The sequence below is a fragment of the Kibdelosporangium persicum genome (assembly GCF_013280595.1).
In the GTDB taxonomy this organism is placed as follows: Bacteria; Actinomycetota; Actinomycetes; order Mycobacteriales; family Pseudonocardiaceae; genus Kibdelosporangium; species Kibdelosporangium persicum.
The window spans coordinates 347815-365354 of sequence record NZ_JAAATY010000004.1 but is presented as its reverse complement, the minus strand read 5'-3'; the positions used below and the strand labels follow the sequence as shown (position 1 = coordinate 365354).

The 17540-nt window shown below is 68.8% G+C and carries 16 protein-coding genes; 5 read left to right on the top strand and 11 right to left on the bottom strand.

Going from position 1 to position 17540, the window contains the following annotated elements:
- Positions 1-6: 6 nt before the first annotated feature.
- Both rsrA and GC106_RS10680 read right to left on the bottom strand, forming a co-directional pair.
- A complete protein-coding gene (gene rsrA / locus GC106_RS10685; RefSeq protein ID WP_173127666.1) occupies positions 7-318 on the bottom strand; it encodes a mycothiol system anti-sigma-R factor in 312 nt (103 codons plus the stop codon).
- Positions 315-932, bottom strand: a complete 618-nt coding sequence (locus tag GC106_RS10680; protein WP_173127663.1) for a sigma-70 family RNA polymerase sigma factor — start codon at positions 930-932, stop codon at positions 315-317. Before GC106_RS10680 ends, rsrA begins: the two co-directional genes overlap by 4 nt.
- A gap of 171 nt (positions 933-1103) precedes the next feature.
- Here GC106_RS10680 and ybaK point away from each other — a divergent pair, with 171 nt between their 5' ends.
- The gene (gene ybaK / locus GC106_RS10675; protein WP_173127660.1) at positions 1104-1583 is read left to right on the top strand and encodes a Cys-tRNA(Pro) deacylase; all 480 of its coding nucleotides are present in this window, start codon (positions 1104-1106) and stop codon (positions 1581-1583) included.
- A 296-nt stretch (positions 1584-1879) separates the two neighbouring features.
- On the opposite strand, the gene GC106_RS10670 is transcribed toward ybaK, so the two are convergent.
- Both GC106_RS10670 and GC106_RS10665 read right to left on the bottom strand, forming a co-directional pair.
- Positions 1880-2491, bottom strand: a complete 612-nt coding sequence (locus GC106_RS10670; RefSeq protein WP_173127657.1) for an alpha/beta hydrolase family protein — start codon at positions 2489-2491, stop codon at positions 1880-1882.
- Entirely contained in the window at positions 2488-3243 is a 756-nt protein-coding gene (locus tag GC106_RS10665) for an SOS response-associated peptidase (RefSeq protein WP_173127654.1), read from the bottom strand. The genes GC106_RS10670 and GC106_RS10665 overlap by 4 nt, the downstream gene beginning before the upstream one ends.
- A 72-nt stretch (positions 3244-3315) precedes the next feature.
- On the opposite strand from GC106_RS10665, the gene aroA reads away from it, so the two are divergent.
- The 3 genes from aroA (at position 3316) to GC106_RS10650 (ending at position 6568) form a co-directional block, all read left to right on the top strand.
- Entirely contained in the window at positions 3316-4581 is a 1266-nt protein-coding gene (gene aroA, locus GC106_RS10660; protein ID WP_173127651.1) for a 3-phosphoshikimate 1-carboxyvinyltransferase, read from the top strand.
- A gap of 1 nt (position 4582) precedes the next feature.
- Positions 4583-5623: a ribosome small subunit-dependent GTPase A gene (gene rsgA / locus GC106_RS10655; RefSeq protein WP_173127649.1), complete on the top strand. Its 1041-nt coding sequence runs from the start codon at positions 4583-4585 to the stop codon at positions 5621-5623.
- Between the two features lie 102 nt (positions 5624-5725).
- Positions 5726-6568, top strand: a complete 843-nt coding sequence (locus GC106_RS10650; RefSeq protein WP_173127645.1) for an SCO4651 family lipoprotein — start codon at positions 5726-5728, stop codon at positions 6566-6568.
- 62 nt (positions 6569-6630) lie between these two features.
- Here GC106_RS10650 and pruA read toward each other — a convergent pair whose 3' ends face one another.
- Genes pruA through GC106_RS10635 form a run of 3 tightly spaced genes read right to left on the bottom strand, consistent with a single transcriptional unit; the run spans position 6631 to position 10176 of the window.
- Positions 6631-8259, bottom strand: coding sequence for an L-glutamate gamma-semialdehyde dehydrogenase (gene pruA / locus GC106_RS10645; RefSeq protein ID WP_173127642.1), 1629 nt, complete (start codon positions 8257-8259; stop codon positions 6631-6633).
- An 11-nt stretch (positions 8260-8270) separates the two neighbouring features.
- Positions 8271-8762: a DUF6912 family protein gene (locus GC106_RS10640; RefSeq protein WP_173127639.1), complete on the bottom strand. Its 492-nt coding sequence runs from the start codon at positions 8760-8762 to the stop codon at positions 8271-8273.
- Positions 8763-8766: 4 nt separating this feature from the next.
- Positions 8767-10176 carry a WS/DGAT/MGAT family O-acyltransferase gene (locus GC106_RS10635; protein WP_173127636.1) on the bottom strand — a complete coding sequence of 470 codons (1410 nt, stop codon included), beginning with the start codon at positions 10174-10176 and terminating at the stop codon, positions 8767-8769.
- A 93-nt stretch (positions 10177-10269) separates the two neighbouring features.
- On the opposite strand from GC106_RS10635, the gene GC106_RS10630 reads away from it, so the two are divergent.
- Positions 10270-11025: a TrmH family RNA methyltransferase gene (locus GC106_RS10630; RefSeq protein ID WP_173127633.1), complete on the top strand. Its 756-nt coding sequence runs from the start codon at positions 10270-10272 to the stop codon at positions 11023-11025.
- Here the strand turns inward: GC106_RS10630 and GC106_RS10625 are convergent, their stop codons facing one another.
- The 4 genes from GC106_RS10625 to GC106_RS10610 form a co-directional block, all read right to left on the bottom strand.
- On the bottom strand, positions 11026-11469 hold the full coding sequence (locus tag GC106_RS10625) for an Rv3235 family protein (protein ID WP_173127630.1): 444 nt from the start codon (positions 11467-11469) through the stop codon (positions 11026-11028).
- Between the two features lie 732 nt (positions 11470-12201).
- Positions 12202-15552, bottom strand: coding sequence for a preprotein translocase subunit SecA (gene secA / locus GC106_RS10620; protein WP_173127627.1), 3351 nt, complete (start codon positions 15550-15552; stop codon positions 12202-12204).
- 232 nt (positions 15553-15784) lie between these two features.
- On the bottom strand, positions 15785-16465 hold the full coding sequence (hpf, locus tag GC106_RS10615) for a ribosome hibernation-promoting factor, HPF/YfiA family (RefSeq protein ID WP_173127624.1): 681 nt from the start codon (positions 16463-16465) through the stop codon (positions 15785-15787).
- 483 nt (positions 16466-16948) lie between these two features.
- On the bottom strand, positions 16949-17443 hold the full coding sequence (locus GC106_RS10610; protein WP_246365316.1) for a ComF family protein: 495 nt from the start codon (positions 17441-17443) through the stop codon (positions 16949-16951).
- Positions 17444-17540 lie beyond the last annotated feature (97 nt).

Genomic DNA, 17540 nt, shown 5'->3' with positions numbered 1-17540 from the left:
CACCACTCAGATCTCGCGAATCTCCACCTGGGTCTTGGTGATCTCCACCGAGACACCGCCCTGTTCGACCACGGTCTTGCGGATCGTCGCCCGAAGGCGTTCCTTCAGGGCCTCCGGCGCGTGATCCCCGCCGCACTTCTTCGCCAGCAGCTCCTTGAGGTGCTCGTCGATGCCGTACTCGGCGAGGCACGGGCTGCACTCGTCGAGGTGCTGCCTCAGCAGCTCCTTACGGCTCTTGTCGCACTCGTTGTCGAGGAACAGCCACACTTCGGCCAGTACCTCGGAGCAGTCCGTCTCGTGGTGGTCGCCGCAACTCACGATCCCGACACCTCCGCCCGCACGAAGCCCCGCTCCTTGGCCACGCCGGCCAGCATGTCGCGGAGCTGACGGCGTCCGCGGTGCAGGCGCGACATCACGGTCCCGATCGGGGTCCCCATGATCTCGGCGATCTCCTTGTAAGCGAATCCCTCGACGTCCGCGAGGTACACGGCCAGCCTGAACTCCTCCGGCAGCCGCTGCAAGGCCTGCTTGACGTCGTCATCCGGCAGGTTGTCCATGGCCTCGACCTCGGCCGAGCGCAGACCGCTCGACGTGTGGCTCTCGGCCTGGGCCAGCTGCCAGTCGGTGATCTCGTCCGTCGGCTGCTGGATGGGCTGCCGCTGCCGCTTGCGGTAGCCGTTGATGTACGTGTTGGTGAGGATGCGGTACAGCCAAGCCTTGAGGTTGGTCCCAGCCGAGAACGACTCGAAGGCGGCGAAGGCCTTCAAGTAGGTCTCCTGCACCAGGTCCTCGGCGTCGGACGGGTTGCGGGTCATCCGCAGCGCCGCCGAGTACAGCTGGTCCAGCAACGGCATGGCGTCACGCTCGAACCGGGCAGCACGCTCCTGCGCGCTCTCCGGCTCCTTGTTCACCTGGGTTTCGGTGCCCGGCACCGCGCTCCCTTCCCACCGACCGGTACGGATCCCGGTCGACGCTCGCGACTTCAACGAGGATACGCGGCGTGTGATCAGCCGGCTTGGCGCCTTCTGCGGGGCGATCTCGGTCAGCACGTCGTGGTCAACACGCCCGGGGGCCGTGTCATTCCCGCCCGTAAGCTCCCCCACATGGCCGGCAAGGGGACTCCCGGAACAGCTCTTTTGGCGAAGCAGAAGGTTCCGCACACGCTGCACGCGTACTCGCACGACCCGCGAGCGGCCTCGTACGGGCTTGAGGCGGCCGAGGCGCTGGGGCTGGCGCCCGCCCGGGTCTTCAAGACGTTGCTGGCCGAGGTGGACGGGGCTTTGACGGTCGGGATCGTGCCCGTGACGGCCCAGTTGGACCTGAAGGCGCTGGCGGCGGCCGTGGGCGGGAAGAAGGCCCGGATGGCTGACGTGGCGGTTGCCGAGCGCGCCACCGGGTACGTGGCCGGCGGGATCTCACCACTGGGCCAGCGCAAGCGCTTGCCCACCGTGCTGGACAGTTCGGCGGCCGGGTTCGCCACGGTGTTCTGCTCCGCCGGGCGGCGCGGCCTGGAGGTCGAACTGGCTCCGGACGACCTGGTTCGGCTTACCGGGGCGGTTGTCGCGCAGATCGCGGCTTACTGATCGTTCGCGGCGGGGCGTACCGATGGCACCGTCGTCGAATCTGGTTGTCCACAACCCGCCGGTAACCCTTCTACCAGGCATTACCCACCGGTAGACTGGGCTCGGGGTCGCCCCCCGGGATCGGGTGGGGGCATGTCTTGGGGGCGAAGGCATGTTTTTGGGGCAGGGCATGCCCGGCGGGGCGTGTTGGGGCAAGGGCACGTCCTGGCGGGGGTTCGTTGGCGCCTGCCGACGCTCAGGGGATGTGCGGCCGCGCACGTGTGGCCACGGACAGCGCCCGGCGTGGTGCGCCGGGTTCAGTCCAGTGGACGGAGGACTCGGGAGAGCCAGTCCTGCACGGTCCGCGACACGCCCTTCACGTCGGCCTTGAGGCTGTGGTCGCCCGCCAGGAGCACGACCTCGCGGTGGTGTGCGGGCTCAGGACGGCCGAAGGTGTCCTTCTCGCCCTGGACCACCAGGACGGGCACCTCGACCCCGTCCAGCTCGGGCTGGCGGGTCTTCTCGGGCTTTCCAGGCGGGTGCAGGGGGAACGCCAGGCACAGCACGGCCACCGCCTCGCCCTCCGAAGCCGTCCGGCACGCGACACGGGCGCCTGACGACCGCCCGCCGAAGACCAGCGGCAAGTCGGTGAACCAGCGCACGGCCAAGTCGTCGACGACCGCCAGCCAGGCCTCGTCGAGCTGTGCGGCCGGTGCCGGAACCCGGCGACCGGCGACCCGGTAGGGCTGCTCGACCAGCGCCACGTGCACGCCTGCCGCGGTCGCGCCGCGGGTCGCGGCGACGAGGTCGGGGGCGCCGATGCCGCCGCCCGCGCCGTGGCCGAGCAGCAGGGCCGCTCGGCCTTCGACGGCGCAGTGCAGCTCCGCGCGAGCCGGCCCGCGCGGGGTCATGATCTCGGCTGTGGTCATCGGCCCAGGTCGAACAGGGCGGGCTCGTCCTGTTCCACGGCGGGGGCCATCAGTTCCGGCCCGTTGTTCTTGATGCTGTTCACCGCGGGCGACACCGGGCGCAGCTCCAGCGCGGCCAGGAAGTCCTCCGACGGCGGGGCGATCAGGCCGGACGGGTCGGTGTTGTCCGGGTCCAGCCAGGCCGCCCAGCGGTCCGGCGGCATCAGGACCGGCATCCGGTCGTGGATCTCGGCCAGCTGGTCCACCGCGGGCATGGTCAGCACCGAGCACGTCACCAGCGGCGGGCTGTCCGGCTGTTGCTTGTCCCGCCAGACCGTCCACAGGCCGGCCATGGCCAGTGAAGCGCCGTCCTTCCTGGTGGTGAAGTACGGCTGCTTCACCTTGCCGTCGCGCTGCCACTCGTACCAGCCGTCGGCGGGCATCAGGCACCGTCGTTTGGTCCACGACGTGCGGAACGCCGGTTTCTCGGCCGCGCTCTCGGACCGCGCGTTGATCATCTTCGCGCCGCCTTTCGGGTCCTTCGCCCACGCCGGGACCAGCCCCCACTTCATCACGCGCAGCGTGCGTTCCGTGGTGGACATGTCCGGCTCGCCGTCCTCGGTGCGCGGATGCCGTTGCACCACCGCGACGACGTTGCGGGTCGGCGCCACGTTGTAGTCCGGGCCCTTGATCGCGTCCTCTGTCGCGTCCACGGCGTCGAACTCGGCCGCGAGCGTCGCGGGGTTCTTGGTGGACGCGTACCTACCGCACAATTCGACAACACCTCCATCCGAATCGTGGCACGTGCGCGCCGGACTGGCGAGTGCATGGGGGATCATCGACCCATGACGCAGCCTTGGGTCGCCCCGGTCTCCGCCAGCCCTGTCCGTGCCACCGTGTCCATTCCCGGGTCGAAGTCGATCACCAACCGTGCCCTGATCCTCGCCGCGCTGGCGGACAGCCCCTCCGCTGTCCGTACCCCGTTGCGCAGCCGTGACACCAACCTCATGGTCGCCGCTTTGCGGTCACTCGGCGCCCAGATCACCGACGAAGGCGAAGACTGGCTGGTCACCCCGGCCGCACTGCACGGCCCCGCGGACGTCGACTGCGGGCTGGCCGGCACCGTCATGCGGTTCCTGCCCCCGGCCGCAGCCATCGGACAGGGCGAGATCCGGTTCGACGGCGACGAGTACGCCCGCGAGCGTCCGATGGGGACGATCCTGGACGCGCTGCGCGGCCTCGGCGCGGACATCACCGGCGACCGGCTTCCCTTCACGCTGCACGGAAAGGGCTCGCTGCCCGGCGGTGAGGTGACCATCGACGCGTCGGCGTCGTCGCAGTTCGTGTCCGGCCTGTTGCTGTCCGGTCCGCGCTACGACAAGGGTTTGACCGTCCGGCACGACGGCAAGCCGGTCCCGTCGATGCCGCACATCGAGATGACAGTCCAGATGCTGCGCGCGGCCGGCGTCGAGGTGAACGACTCCGAGCCGGACATCTGGCAGGTGCGGCCCGGCGCGATCCAGGGCAGGGAATGGGTTGTCGAGCCGGATCTGTCCAACGCGACGCCGTTTTTGGCCGCCGCCGCGGTCACCGGCGGACGGGTGACGGTCACCGGCTGGCCGTCGGAGACGACCCAGCCGGGCGACGACATCCGCGGCATCCTCGAGCAGATGGGCTGCACGGTCGAACTGGGCGCCGAGGGGCTGACGGTGACCGCGCCGGCCGAACTGTCCGGTGTGGACGTCGACCTGCACGACGTCGGCGAGCTGACGCCGACGATCGCCGCGCTGGCCGCGCTGGCGCGGGGCCAGTCCGTACTGCGTGGGATCGCGCATCTGCGCGGCCACGAGACGGACCGCTTGGCCGCGTTGGCCGAGGATCTGAACGGGCTCGGCGGAGACGTCGAAGAGACCGAGGACGGCCTGGTGATCCGCCCGAAGCCGCTGCACGGCGGGCCGTGGAAGGCGTACGCCGACCACCGGATGGCCACCGCGGGCGCGATCCTCGGCCTGGTCGTCGACGGTGTCGAGGTCGACGACATCGCCACGACCAGCAAGACGCTGCCGGACTTCCCCGGGATGTGGGCGCGGATGCTCGGCGGAGGCCAGTGACGTGAGCCCGCGGGACCGGCGCCGCGACTGGAGCAGGCTCGACGAGTCGGACGTGCGCGTCCGCCCAGGTCGCGGCACCAGGCCCCGGACGAAAAGACGCCCGGAGCACGCCGACGCGGTGACCGCGATGGTCGTCGGCAAGGACCGCGGCCGGTGGACGTGCGCGCTGGAGGGCGCCCCGGAGCGCATCGTCGTCGCGATGCGCGCGCGTGAACTGGGGCGTACGCCGGTCGTCATCGGCGACAACGTCGACCTGGTCGGCGACACCAGCGGCAAGCCGGACACGCTCGCGCGGATCGTGCGCGTCGCGGACCGGACGAGCGTGCTGCGGCGCACCGCGGACGACACGGATCCGTTCGAGCGGGTTGTGGTCGCGAACGCGTCGCAACTGCTGATCGTGGTCGCGTTGGCCGATCCCCCGCCCAGGACGGGTTTCATCGACCGCGCGCTGGTCGCGGCCTACGCGGGTGGCCTGGAGCCGGTGCTGTGCCTGACCAAGTCGGACCTGGCCGGCCCGGACGACATCATCGCCGTGTACGCCGACCTCGCCATGCCGGTGCTGGTGACCAGGCAGGACGAGGAACCCGACAAGGTCAGGCAGCAACTGCGCGACCAGGTCACCGCGCTGGTCGGGCACTCCGGCGTCGGCAAGTCGACGCTGGTGAACAAACTCGTGCCGGACGCCGGCCGGGAGACCGGCGTGGTCAGTGCGGTCGGCAAGGGCAGGCACACGTCGGTGACCGCGGTCGCGCTGCCGTTGCCGGACGGCGGCTGGGTGATCGACACACCGGGGATCCGGTCGTTCGGCCTGGCCCACATCGAACCCGACGACATCGTCGCCGCGTTCCCGGAATTCGTCGAAGCCGCAGAGGAATGCCCGTCCGGCTGCGGGCATCTGGGCCCGCCGGAAGACCCGGACTGCATGCTGGACACCGTGGTCGCCGACGGCAGCGCCACCCAGGGCAGGCTGGAATCGCTGCGGCGGCTGCTCTCGTCACGCGCTGGACTCGACGAATCACAGCGCGAACAGGCCGACGAGTAGTGTGACCAGGAAATATGCCGCTTCCGCCGTCTCGGCGCGCGTGCACTGCTACCGTGCGAACCGAATTAGTTCTCACGTACCAGCTGGGGTTAGGAAAGAAGTATGCGCAAGACCGGGATACTGGCCGCGGGTGTGGTGCTCGCGCTGACCGTGGTCGGCTGTGCCAGCAAGGAGACGGGCACGCCGGTCGCTTCGGGTGGCTCCGGCTCGACGTCGTCGGAACCGACGGCCGGCGGTAACGGCGGTAAGAAGGACTTCGGCAGCGCGAACGACCTGGCCAACGCGATCAACAGCAAGAGCGACGCCAAGAAGAGCGCCAAGATCGCGTTCGAGGTCGGCGCCGCGGGTCAGTCGTTCAAGGGCGACGGCGCGATCAACGCCGACGGCGAAAACTCCTCCATGCAGATGAAGATGAACGTCGGCAGCATGCAGATGGAGATGATCCTGGTCGACAAGATCCTCTACATCAAGATGCCGGCGGGCGCGGGCGGCGGCTCCGCGGCCAAGCCGTGGAACAAGGTCACGCCGGGCGGCGACGACCCGCTGTCCAAGCAGATGACCCCGATGCTGGACAGCATCGACGACAGCTTCGACATCGAGAAGCAGGTCGAGCAGATCAAGGCCGCCGGCACGATCAACAAGACCAGCAAGGAAACGCTGGACGGCGAGCAGGTGACGCACTACGACATCACCATCGACACCGCCAAGATGGCCGAGAGCGCTCCGACGCCCGAGGCCAAGGAGTCGGCCAAGCAGCTGAGCCAGCTCGGCATCAAGTCGTTCGACATGGACTGGTGGGTCAACTCCGACGACCTGCCGGTCAAGATCACCAGCGAGATCCCCGGCCCGAACAACATGAAGGTGGACATGGAAGCCACCTACAAGGACTGGGGCCAGCCGGTGGACATCAAGGCACCGTCCGCCGACCAGATCGCCAACAACTGACCAGGTAGCCCCTCGTGAGTGTTTGTCAGGGTTCTAACCCTGACAAACACTCACGAGGGTTTTCAGGCCATGTGGGGGTAGGTGTGGTCGGTCGGCGGGACGAACGTCTCCTTGATCGACCGTGGGCTGATCCAGCGTTGCAGGTTGAAGATCGAGCCTGCCTTGTCGTTCGTGCCCGACGCGCGGCCGCCGCCGAACGGCTGCTGCCCGACGACCGCGCCGGTCGGCTTGTCGTTGATGTAGAAGTTCCCCGCTGTGAACCGCAAAGCGCGCTGCGCCTCCGCCACGGCGTGCCGGTCGGTCGCGAACACCGCGCCTGTCAGGCCGTACGGCGAGGCTGAGTCGACCGATTCGAGGACCTTCGAGTAGTCGGCGTCGTCGTAGACGTGCACCGCCAGGATCGGCCCGAAGTACTCGGTCCGGAACACGTCGTGTGTCGGGTCGTCGCCGGTCAGAATCGTCGGCTGGACAAAGAAACCCACGCTGTCGTCGGCCACCGCGCCGGTCAGCACGTCCAGCTTGCCCTCGCCGCGCACCTGCTCGAACAACGCCGCGTGCTTGGCGTACGCCCGCGAGTCGATCACCGCGCCGCCGAAGTGCGAGAAGTCCGTGACATCGCCGTAGGACAAGGACTTCGTCACGTCCACGAGCTCGTCCCGGACACCGCCCTCCCACAGCGAACGGGCGACGTACGCACGGGACGCCGCCGAACACTTCTGGCCCTGGTACTCGAACGCACCGCGGACCAGCCCGGTCGTGAGCACCCGCGGGTCCGCGGAACTGTGCGCCACGACGAAGTCCTTGCCGCCGGTCTCGCCGACGATCCGCGGGTACGCGCGGTAGGTGTCCAGGTTCTCCGCGATGGTCCGCCACAGGTACTTGAACGTCCTGGTGGAGCCGGTGAAGTGCAGCCCGGCGAAGTCCGGGTCGGACAACGCGACCTCGCTGACCGCGGGCCCGTCGCCGGTCACCAGGTTGATCACGCCGGGCGGCAGGCCCGCGGCTTCGAGCAGGCGCATGGTGTGGTGTGCGGCCAGGGACTGCGTCGGCGACGGCTTCCAGACCACCGTGTTGCCCATCAGCGCGGGCGCGGTCGGCAGGTTGCCTGCGATCGCGGTGAAGTTGAACGGTGTGATCGCCACGACGAACCCGTCCAGCGGCCGGTGGTCGAACCGGTTCCACATGCCCGCGCTCGACTCGGGCTGTTCGGCCAGGATCCGGCGGGCGAACGAGACGTTGAACCGCCAGAAGTCGATCAGCTCGCAGGCGCTGTCGATCTCGGCCTGCTGCACGGACTTCGACTGGCCGAGAATGGTCGCCGCGTTCAGGGTGTCGCGCCACGGCCCGGCAAGCAGGTCCGCGGCCCGCAGCAGGATCGCCGCGCGCTGCTCGAACGGCAGGTCACGCCAGGCGGGCGCGGCGGCCTTGGCGGCCGCGACGGCGGCGCGCACGTCCGCGTGCGTGGCCTGCGCGATCTGGCCGAGGACGTGCGCACGGTCGTGGGGCTGGACGACGTCCACCCGGTCGCCACCCGCCATCCGCTGCTCGCCACCGATCGTCATGGTGAACTCGGTCTGATCGCCCTCCATGGCCGCGACGGCGGCCTGGAGTGACTCGCGTTCCGGTGTTCCCGGGGCGTACGACCTGATCGGCTCGTTGCGGGCTTGTGGCACGGCCGGGACGGCGTCCATCGAGCGCTCCTCTACATCAGCTCCAGCAAGAACGGCAGCTCCTGGGTGGCGTACCAGGCCAGTTCGTGGTCCTCGGCGTCACCCACCACGAATTCTGCGTCCTCGTCGCCCATGTCCGCAGCGTCAATCACCGTGACGGCCTTGGCCACGGCGTCCTCCGCGTCGGAGGCGTCGACGTGGATCGACGCGACGTCCTTGAGCACGACCACGCCGGACAGCCGGACGACCGAGTTGTCCAGGTCCGGCCGCGGCGTCACACCCTCCACGTCGGCCGCGACGACCACGCGGCGGCGCATCGCCTCCGGGTCGGCACTGAGGAGCCGCAACGAGGCCCTGGCCGCGTCGGCCATCGCCACGTACTCGAGATCCTCGGCCGACCCCTCGGTGTACGACTCGCGCAACGCCGGCGTCACCGCGAAGGCGGTGCCGTTCAACGGCTTGAACTCGCCAGCCGTGTTGAGCTCGTGCAGCATCGTGATCGTGGCAGGAAGATAGACCCGCACGCCCTCACACCCTTACCGTCGAAAGCAGTTCTTCCAAGGACTCCTCGACCATCCTGGCCAGGTTGTCCACATCGGACATGGCGCCCCGGTCCCCGTTGAGTCCGAAGTAGACGCCACCGTCGTACGAGGTGACCCCGATCGCCAGTGCCTGGTTGCGCACCAGCGGAACGACCGGGAACATCTCCATCATCTTGGCGTTGCCCGCGTACAGCGGCTCCTGCGGGCCGGGCACGTTGGTGATCACCACGTTGAAGATCCTGCGGGAGAACGACCCCGCGGCACGGGCGCCCAGCGAGTGCAGCGTCGGCGGCGCGAACCCGCTCATCCTGCGCAAAGCGCCGGCCGCGACCTTGCTCGCCGAGGCATTGTGCACGCGCATCGCGTGACTCACGTGATGCAGCCGCACGACCGCGTTCGGCTCGCCGACAGGCAGATCGACCAGTTTCGCCGTGACCATGTTGCCGAGCATGCCCGGCACGGTCTCGTCGTCCTCGTCTTCCCGCACGGCCAAGGGAACCAGCGCACGGAGCGTCGTCGACGAGGTGACGTTCCGGCCGCGCGACAACAGCCACGTACGCAACGCACCCGCGAGCGTGGCCAGGACGGCGTCGTTGACCGTGCAGTTGTGCTCGCTACGGATGGCCTTGAAGTCGTCCAGGCTGGTCCTCGCGACCGTGAACCGGCGCTGCGGCGAAATCCGGACGTTCAAGGGCCCGCTTGGCGCGGTGCTCGCCGTGCCGATCGCCGTGACCAGGCCGCCTGCCGTGTCCGCGATCCGCTTCACGAGGGTGCTGGAGAAGAGGTCGCCCGCGGCCGCGCGGGCGTTCTCGACCAGCTCCCGTGGCCGCTGGACGGCGTCCGTGATCGCGTCGAGCAGGAGTTTTGTGGACGTCGGCGGGCGCTGCGGGATCCACGCGCCGTCGCTGTGGTGCCCGACCTGCGGAGACGTGTCCAGGATGAGCTGGCCGATGTCGATCGTGCCGACCCCGTCGACGAGCGCCAGGTGGGTCTTGGTGACGATCGCGAACCGGCTCTGCGCCAGGCCTTCGACCAGGTACGTCTCCCACAACGGCCTGGTCGGGTCCAGCGGCCGGGACATCAGCCGCGCGACCAGGTCGTGCAGCTGGTCGTCGTTGCCCGGCCTGGGCAGGGCGGAGCGCCGCACGTGGTAGGTCAGGTCGAAGCCGGCGTCGTCGACCCAGACCGGCCTGGCCAGGTGACCCGGCACGGACTGGACCTTCTGGCGGTAACGCGGGATGAGGTCGAGCCGCTGCTCGATCATCCTGACCAGCTCGTCGTAGTCGAAGCCGCCGCGCGGGCGCCGGAACACGGCGACACCGCCGACGTGCATCGGCGTCGCCTGGTCCTCCAGGTAGATGAACGACGCGTCCACCGCGGACAGGCGATCAGACATAGCCCTGAGCTTAATTGCCTCGCCCGGCTCGGCGGGTTTGGTCGCCGAACCCCCATGTCGTCGCACGTGTGTACGCCATGGGATTCTGCCCGCATGGCTTCACCCAAGGACAGATTCGTCACTGTGTACGGCCGTAAGCCGGTGCTGGAGGCGCTCGGCGACGCGACGCTACAGGTGGACAAGGTCGTCCTTGCCGACACAGCACGCGGCCCCGCCGCGCGGGAGATTCTCGACGCCGCCTCCGCGCGCGGCGTCGAGGTGCAGCGCGCGTCGGCCCACCGCGTGAAGGTCCTCGCCGGAAACGGCAAGCAGGACCAGGGCGTGCTGGCCGACGTGGTCGCGCCGCGGATGAAGCTGCTGTCGGACGCGTTGTCCGGTCCCCGGCCTCCTCGGGGCGTGCTGGTGCTGGACGGCATCACGACGCCCGCGAACGTGGGCATGATCCTGCGTACCGCGACCGCCGCCGGGATGGGCGGGATCGTGGTGCCACGGCGTGGAGTCGCATCGATCGACCCCCTTGTCGTGAAGGCCTCCGCCGGCGTGGCTTTCCACGCTCCCGTACTGCGCTGCGCGACGGCCGCCGAAGCCGCCGAGTTGCTGCGCTCGTCCGGGTACCCGCTGTTCGCACTGGACGCGGGCGCGCCGACCTCGTTGTTCTCGGCTTCGCTTCCCCCGAAGGCGGCGTTCGTGCTCGGCAGCGAGACCGCAGGCGTGACGCCCGAGGTGCGCGAACACGTGACGTCGTGGCTGTCGATCCCGATGCGTGGTGGCGTCGAATCCCTGAACGTGGCGAGCGCGGCGGCTGTGTTGTGTTTCGAACACCTCCGCCGCGACCCGTCGTCGCATTGACTACCGGAACATGATGCGGAAGTACACGCAGCGCCACCTCTCCTCGTGCAGCTCGAACCGGCAGGCCATGGCGTGGGCTCGACGCTCCCGGACTCCGTGGCGGGCCGTCTCCACCAGGCCGCAGGCCTCGACCACCTCAGGTGCCGGTTGGCAGCTGTGGATCGAGGACAGCTGGTAACGGACTCCTACCGGTGGCGTGGTGCGCAGGCGGGTGATGGCCGCCTGGTACACCGGGTCGGCCACGAGAGCCCGCAGGTGCCCGAGCGGGCGGCGGCCGTCGAGGACTTCGAGGATCTTCGTGGCGATCAGCATGAACTGGCCGTTGTCGGGTGTGACCAGCGGTTGCACCACAGGTGGGGCGGGCGCGGGCCTGCGTACCGGGACCAGGACCTGGCCACGGATCGGCTCGTAGGTGCGCAGCGGTCGAAGGGTCGGTGTCGTCAAGGTTGTTCTCCCCCGTCGGATCGGTCGGCCAACAGAGGCCTGAGACCGTCCAATCCGGACAAGGTTCGCCCAACCGGGTGACATCGGGGGCGCGCCGACCAGCGCAGCAACCACTACACGCCATGACATTCAGGGCAGGGCCCACCCGACTAAGACTTCGCCTTCATTTCCCGGGTACAGACATGCCCCCGCCCATCCCGGGGGCCGGCCCCGCTTCCATTCTACTCGGGATAAGGCCTGGTCAAAGGGTTACTGGGCGGTTGTGGACAACCAGTTTCGCCGACGGTTCCCTCGTTACGGCGACCGGATTTTGCCGACGGTCCCCGGTTACAGCGACCGGATCTGCCGACCGTCCCCACTACGGCAACCGGACCTACCCACCGTCCCCACTACGGCAACCGGGCCTACCCACCGTCCCCACTACGGCAACCGGACCTACCCACCGTCCCCACTACGGCAACCGGGCCTACCCACCGTCCCCACTACGGCAACCGGGCCTACCCACCGTCCCCACTACGGCAATTGCATCCGCCGACCGTCCCTCATGACACCGACCGCATCTGCCGACGGCTCCCGCTACGACAACCGGACGGTCGCGGTCAACCCCGCTGGCCGCGGGCTTGGCAGGGACTTCGCGCGACCGGCAGCTTGGCTCAAGCGGCTCGGACCGGGTCGGACATGCCGCTGGGGGCGGCCCGAACGGCCGCCCCCAGCGGGGTCGAACAGTGTGCCTCAGCGGCGGGGGCCCTTGCGGCCCTTCTTGGCGTTGGCGCGGGCGGCTGCGCGGCGTTCGCGGCGGGTGCCGGACTGGCCGGTGCCGTCGTCGGCGGCTTCGGTGTGGGATTCCACGCCGCCGTCCTCGGACGGGCCGCTGTAGCTCAGGCGCTGCTGTCCGCCGCGCAGGGCGGGCGGGATCTGGGACTGCTCGGGCGCCGGGTCCTGCAGGCGGTGCCTGCCCTGCTGGCCGTTGCCGTTGCCGGGCTGCCGCTGTGCCTGCTGCGCGGCCTCGGCGGCCCGGGCGAACGCGGCGGGCACCTCGGCGGGCTGCTGGGGCTGCTGCGGCGGCGCCTCCGCCTCGATGCGGACGGTGAACAGGTGCTGGACCGTCTCTTCCTTCAGGCCGTCGAGCATCGACTGGAACATGTCGTAGCCCTCCCGCTGGTACTCGATCAGCGGGTCGCGCTGCGCCATCGCGCGCAGGCCGATGCCTTCCTTCAGGTAGTCCATCTCGTAGAGGTGCTCACGCCACTTGCGGTCGAGCACGGACAGCAGGATCCGCCGTTCGAGGTCCCGCATGGTGCCCTCGCCGAACTGGCCGTCGATCTCCGCCTCACGCGCGTGGTAAGCGCGCATGATGTCCTCGCCCACCACCTGCTTCAGGTGCTCGGCGTCGAGGTCCGCATCGTCGTCCTCGGCGATCTCCTCCCAGGTCACCTTGACCGGGTAGAGCTGCTTGAACGCGGCCCACAGGCGCTTGTGGTCCCAGTCTTCCGCGTAGCCGTCGGCGGTCTCCTGGTCGATGTAGTCCGAGATGACGTCGTGCATCATCCGCTCGACCTCCGGGCGGACGTCGTCGCCCTCGAGGATCTTGCGGCGCTCGGCGTAGATCACCTTGCGCTGCTCGTTCATCACGTCGTCGTACTTCAGGACGTTCTTGCGGATCTCGAAGTTCTGCTGCTCGACCTGGGTCTGCGCGCTCTTGATCGCGCGGGTCACCATCTTGGCCTCGATCGGCAGGTCGTCGGGCACGCGCAGCGTCGTCATCACGCGCTCGACCATCGCGGCGTTGAACCGCCGCATCAGCTCGTCGCCGAGCGACAGGTAGAACCGCGACTCACCCGGGTCGCCCTGACGGCCGGAACGACCGCGCAGCTGGTTGTCGATACGCCGTGACTCGTGCCGTTCCGTACCGAGCACGTACAGGCCGCCGAGTTCCGCGATCTCCTTGCGGGACGCGCTGGCGGTCTCGTACGCCTCGGCGTACGTGGCGTCGTACACCTTCTGGTCGAACATCGACCCGCGGACGGCCTCGAACTGCTTCTCGTAGATCGAGCTGTGCACGACGTCGTACACCGCGGCGCTGACGGCCTCTTCCAGCTTGGCCTCACGCTTCGCCTCGTCGACGCCACGGTCGCGCTTCGACGAACGCTCCGTCTGCTTCTTCACCACGTCCAGCGCCTCGTCGGCGGCCTTGTCGGCCAGGCCGTCGGTCGGCAGGTCGCGGTGCTGGCGCAGCACCCGCTCCACGCCGCCGCGGACCTTCTCGGTCAGCTGGTCGAACGCGGTGTCGCGGCGCTTGAAGTAGATCTCCTCGACCTTGCCACCGCCGCCGACCCTGGCGGCCAGCGCCTTCTGCTCGGCCACCTGGTCGGTCGCGTTCAGCACCTCACGCAGCACCTTGCCGAGGTTGCCCAGCGCCTCCTCCTGCGCGGCGGTCGCGATGGGCTTGGTGTCACGCTCAGCCGCCGAGCGGGCCTTCTCCTCGGCGCGCTCGGTCGCGATGCGGTGCGCCTGCACGTGCGCCGGGTCACCGGCGAGGTCGCCTTCGCGCTCCTCCTCCGGCACGTCCTCGTCGTGCTCGACGTGGATCTCGCCGCCACCGAGCACGATGTCGGTACCACGACCGGCCATGTTGGTCGCGATCGTGACCGCGCCCTTCTGACCGGCCTGGGCGATGATCGCGGCCTCACGCCGGTGGTTCTTGGCGTTCAGGACCTCGTGCGGGATGCCCATCTTGAGCAGCAGCTTGGACAGGTACTCCGAGCGCTCCACGCTCGTGGTACCGACCAGCACCGGCTGGCCCTTCTCGTGCCGCTCGGCGATGTCCTCGGCGACCGCCTCGAACTTGGCCTGCTCGGTCTTGTAGATCAGGTCCGGGTGGTCCTTGCGGACGTTCGGCTTGTTCGGCGGGATCGGCACCACCGGCAGCTTGTACGTCTGGTGCAGCTCGGCCGCCTCGGTCTGGGCGGTACCGGTCATGCCGGCGAGCTTCTCGTAGAGCCGGAAGTAGTTCTGCAGGGTGATCGTGGCCAGCGTCTGGTTCTCGGCCTTGATCTCCACCCGCTCCTTGGCCTCGATGGCCTGGTGCATGCCCTCGTTGTAGCGACGGCCGGCCAGCACACGGCCGGTGAACTCGTCGACGATGAGGACCTCGCCGTTGCGGACGATGTAGTCCTTGTCGCGCTTGAACAGCTCCTTGGCCTTCAGCGCGTTGTTGAGGTACCCGACCAGCGGCGTGTTCGCCGACTCGTACAGGTTCTCGATGCCCAGCTGGTCCTCGACCAGCGCGACGCCCGCCTCGGTCACGCCGACCGTGCGCTTGCGCTCGTCGACCTCGTAGTGGATGTCGCGGCGCATGAGCGGCGCCATCCGGGCGAACTCCTGGTACCAGCGGGACGACTGGTCGGCCGGGCCGGAGATGATCAGCGGCGTGCGGGCCTCGTCGATCAGGATCGAGTCGACCTCGTCGACGATGGCGTAGAAGTGCTCGCGCTGGACGCACTCGTCGAGCGACCACGCCATGTTGTCACGCAGGTAGTCGAAGCCGAACTCGTTGTTCGTGCCGTACGTGATGTCGGCCTGGTAGGCCTCACGGCGCTGCTCGGGGGTCTTCTCCGACAGGATGGTGCCCACGGTCAGACCGAGGAACCGGTGCACCCGGCCCATCCACTCCGCGTCACGTTCGACCAGGTAGTCGTTCACGGTGACGACGTGCACGCCCCGGCCGGCGATCGCGTTGAGGTACGCGGGCAGCACACAGGTCAGGGTCTTGCCCTCACCGGTCTTCATCTCGGCGACCATGCCCAGGTGCAGGGCGGCGCCACCCATGATCTGGACGTCGTAGTGCCGCTGGTTGAGCACCCGCTTCGCGGCCTCCCTGGCCACGGCGAACGCCTCGGGCAGCAGGTCGTCGAGGTCCTCGCCCTCCTGGTGGCGGCTCTTGAACTCGGCGGTTTTGGCACGCAGCTCGTCATCGGTCAGATGGACGACGTCCTCTTCGAGGGCGTTGATGTGGTCCTTGATGTTGCGCAAGCGCTTGAGCGTCTTACCTTCGCCCGCACGGAGTATCCGAGCCAGCACCATGTTGCCCTGACCTCATAACCTGATCGACTGTGCGCCCGCCGACGAGGGCACCTCACCCCCATCGTAGGGAACGGGCATAACACGGTGCACGGCCGTGCGTCGCTCTCGACCGTGCTCCTCATGAAAGAACGCTCCAGAAGCCTCAAGGTTCCCGGACGGCGCGATCTCCCGGTAGCAAGAACGCCCCGGGAGCGCGATGGCGTCCCGGGGCGTCCTCCTTTCTGGCGAGGCTCTAGGACATTCTGATGACGCCGTAGTCGAAGCCCTTGCGGCGGTAGACCACGCTCGGCCGGCCCGCGTCGACGTCGAAGAAGAGGTAGAAGTCGTGTCCGACCAGCTCCATCTGGTAGAGAGCCTGGTCGACGCTCATCGGTGTGGCGGGGTGCTCCTTCTCCCGCACGATGCGCCCTGGCCTGGGTTCCTCCAGGCCGTCGTCCCAACGCTGCTCGGGTACGACACCTTCGTACTCCGGCGCTTCCAGCAGCGCGGTCTGCGCGGCACGCTGGCTGTTGGTCATGTTGCGCGCGCGCAGTTCCGGCGCAGCGTCAACGGAGCCGATCGCTGGCGAGGCAGTCGCCTCCGCCACTGAGGCCGGGCTACGTCGCCCGTGGTGCACACGCCTGCGGTCATGCAGTCTGCGCAGCCGGTTCTCGAGCTTGTTCACCGCGGAGTCGAGCGCCGCGTAGAAGTCGCCGGCGCAGGCCTCGGAACGGACCACCGGCCCGCGGACCTTGGCGGTGATCTCCACCCGCTGGCAGTTCTTCAGCTGCCTGCGGTTGGGCTCGTGGAACAACTCAACATCGAAGCGGATGACCTTCTTGTCGTACCGCTCCAGCCGGGCGAGCTTGTCCGTCACGTGCACCCGGTAATGATCGGGCACTTCGACGTTGCGCCCCTTAACGACGATGTCCATACACGACCTCCTCGCTGTTTCTGCGAGCCATCTGATCGGCGAAAACATGGCGTCCGGGGTCCTGCCGAGCTGAACCGTTGCCTCTGTGAGGCTCAGCTCCCCGCCGGCGCCAGGGTCATGGGCTGATCGCCTCCTCCCTCATGCCGGGGCTGATAGCGCTGCACGTTAGCCCGGGTTGCGGTTCAGCAACAGTCCCCACGGCGGGCGAACTCGCCCTGCGACGGAGAGTGACGCTGAGCACAGGAAAAGGTCCGCCTCGATACCCGAGTGACGGCGGCGAGTCCACACGACGCGGGCGGTTTTCACCCTTGTGGAGGAAGGATCGGCCCAGCACAGTCGCTGTCCGGGTCGGCTCGGACAGGTCCCGTCGTCCCACCGACGGGCCCACCGGCCGTTCATCCCGGCTTTCCATACCGTTTCAACGGACGAAAACGGATCTTGGTTCCCGGCGAACATTCACCCGTGTGGGGGTATGCAGACGATCTAGGTTGCCGTCAACGCCAACACGGCCACCACCCGGGCGCCTGCCTGCGACAACGCGGAACAGCAAGCGGCGGCGGTGGCCCCGGTGGTGATCACGTCATCGACGAGGATCACGCTGGCCCCGGTCGGCTCGCAGCTCACCCTGCCGCTGAGGTTCTCGGCGCGGGCATCGGCATCGAGCCCGACGGAGTCCCTGGCCCCGCGATCGAGCCTGAGGATCGGGCGGACGGTCGCGTCGGCATACCCCGCTATCAGAGCCATGTGGTCATAGCCGCGCTTGCGGACGGCTCTGCGCCGGGACGGCACCGGAACCAGATCGGCTTCGGGCAGCCTGGGCAGGGCTTCGGTGAGCAGCCGCCCGAAGCAAGGCGCGAGCTCACGGCGGCCGCGCTCCTTGTAGGCGATCACGGCTTTCCGGGCCGAGCCGGCGTATTCGGTGAGCGCATACATCGGCGGCCCGTGTCCGGCGCGGTGGACCGGTGTGAAACCGGACATGTCCGCCCGGCATTTCCGGCAGAGGGCATCGCCAGGTACACCGCAACCCGCACAGCAGGACGGCACCAGCAATTCCATCAACGCCCGAAGCACACCA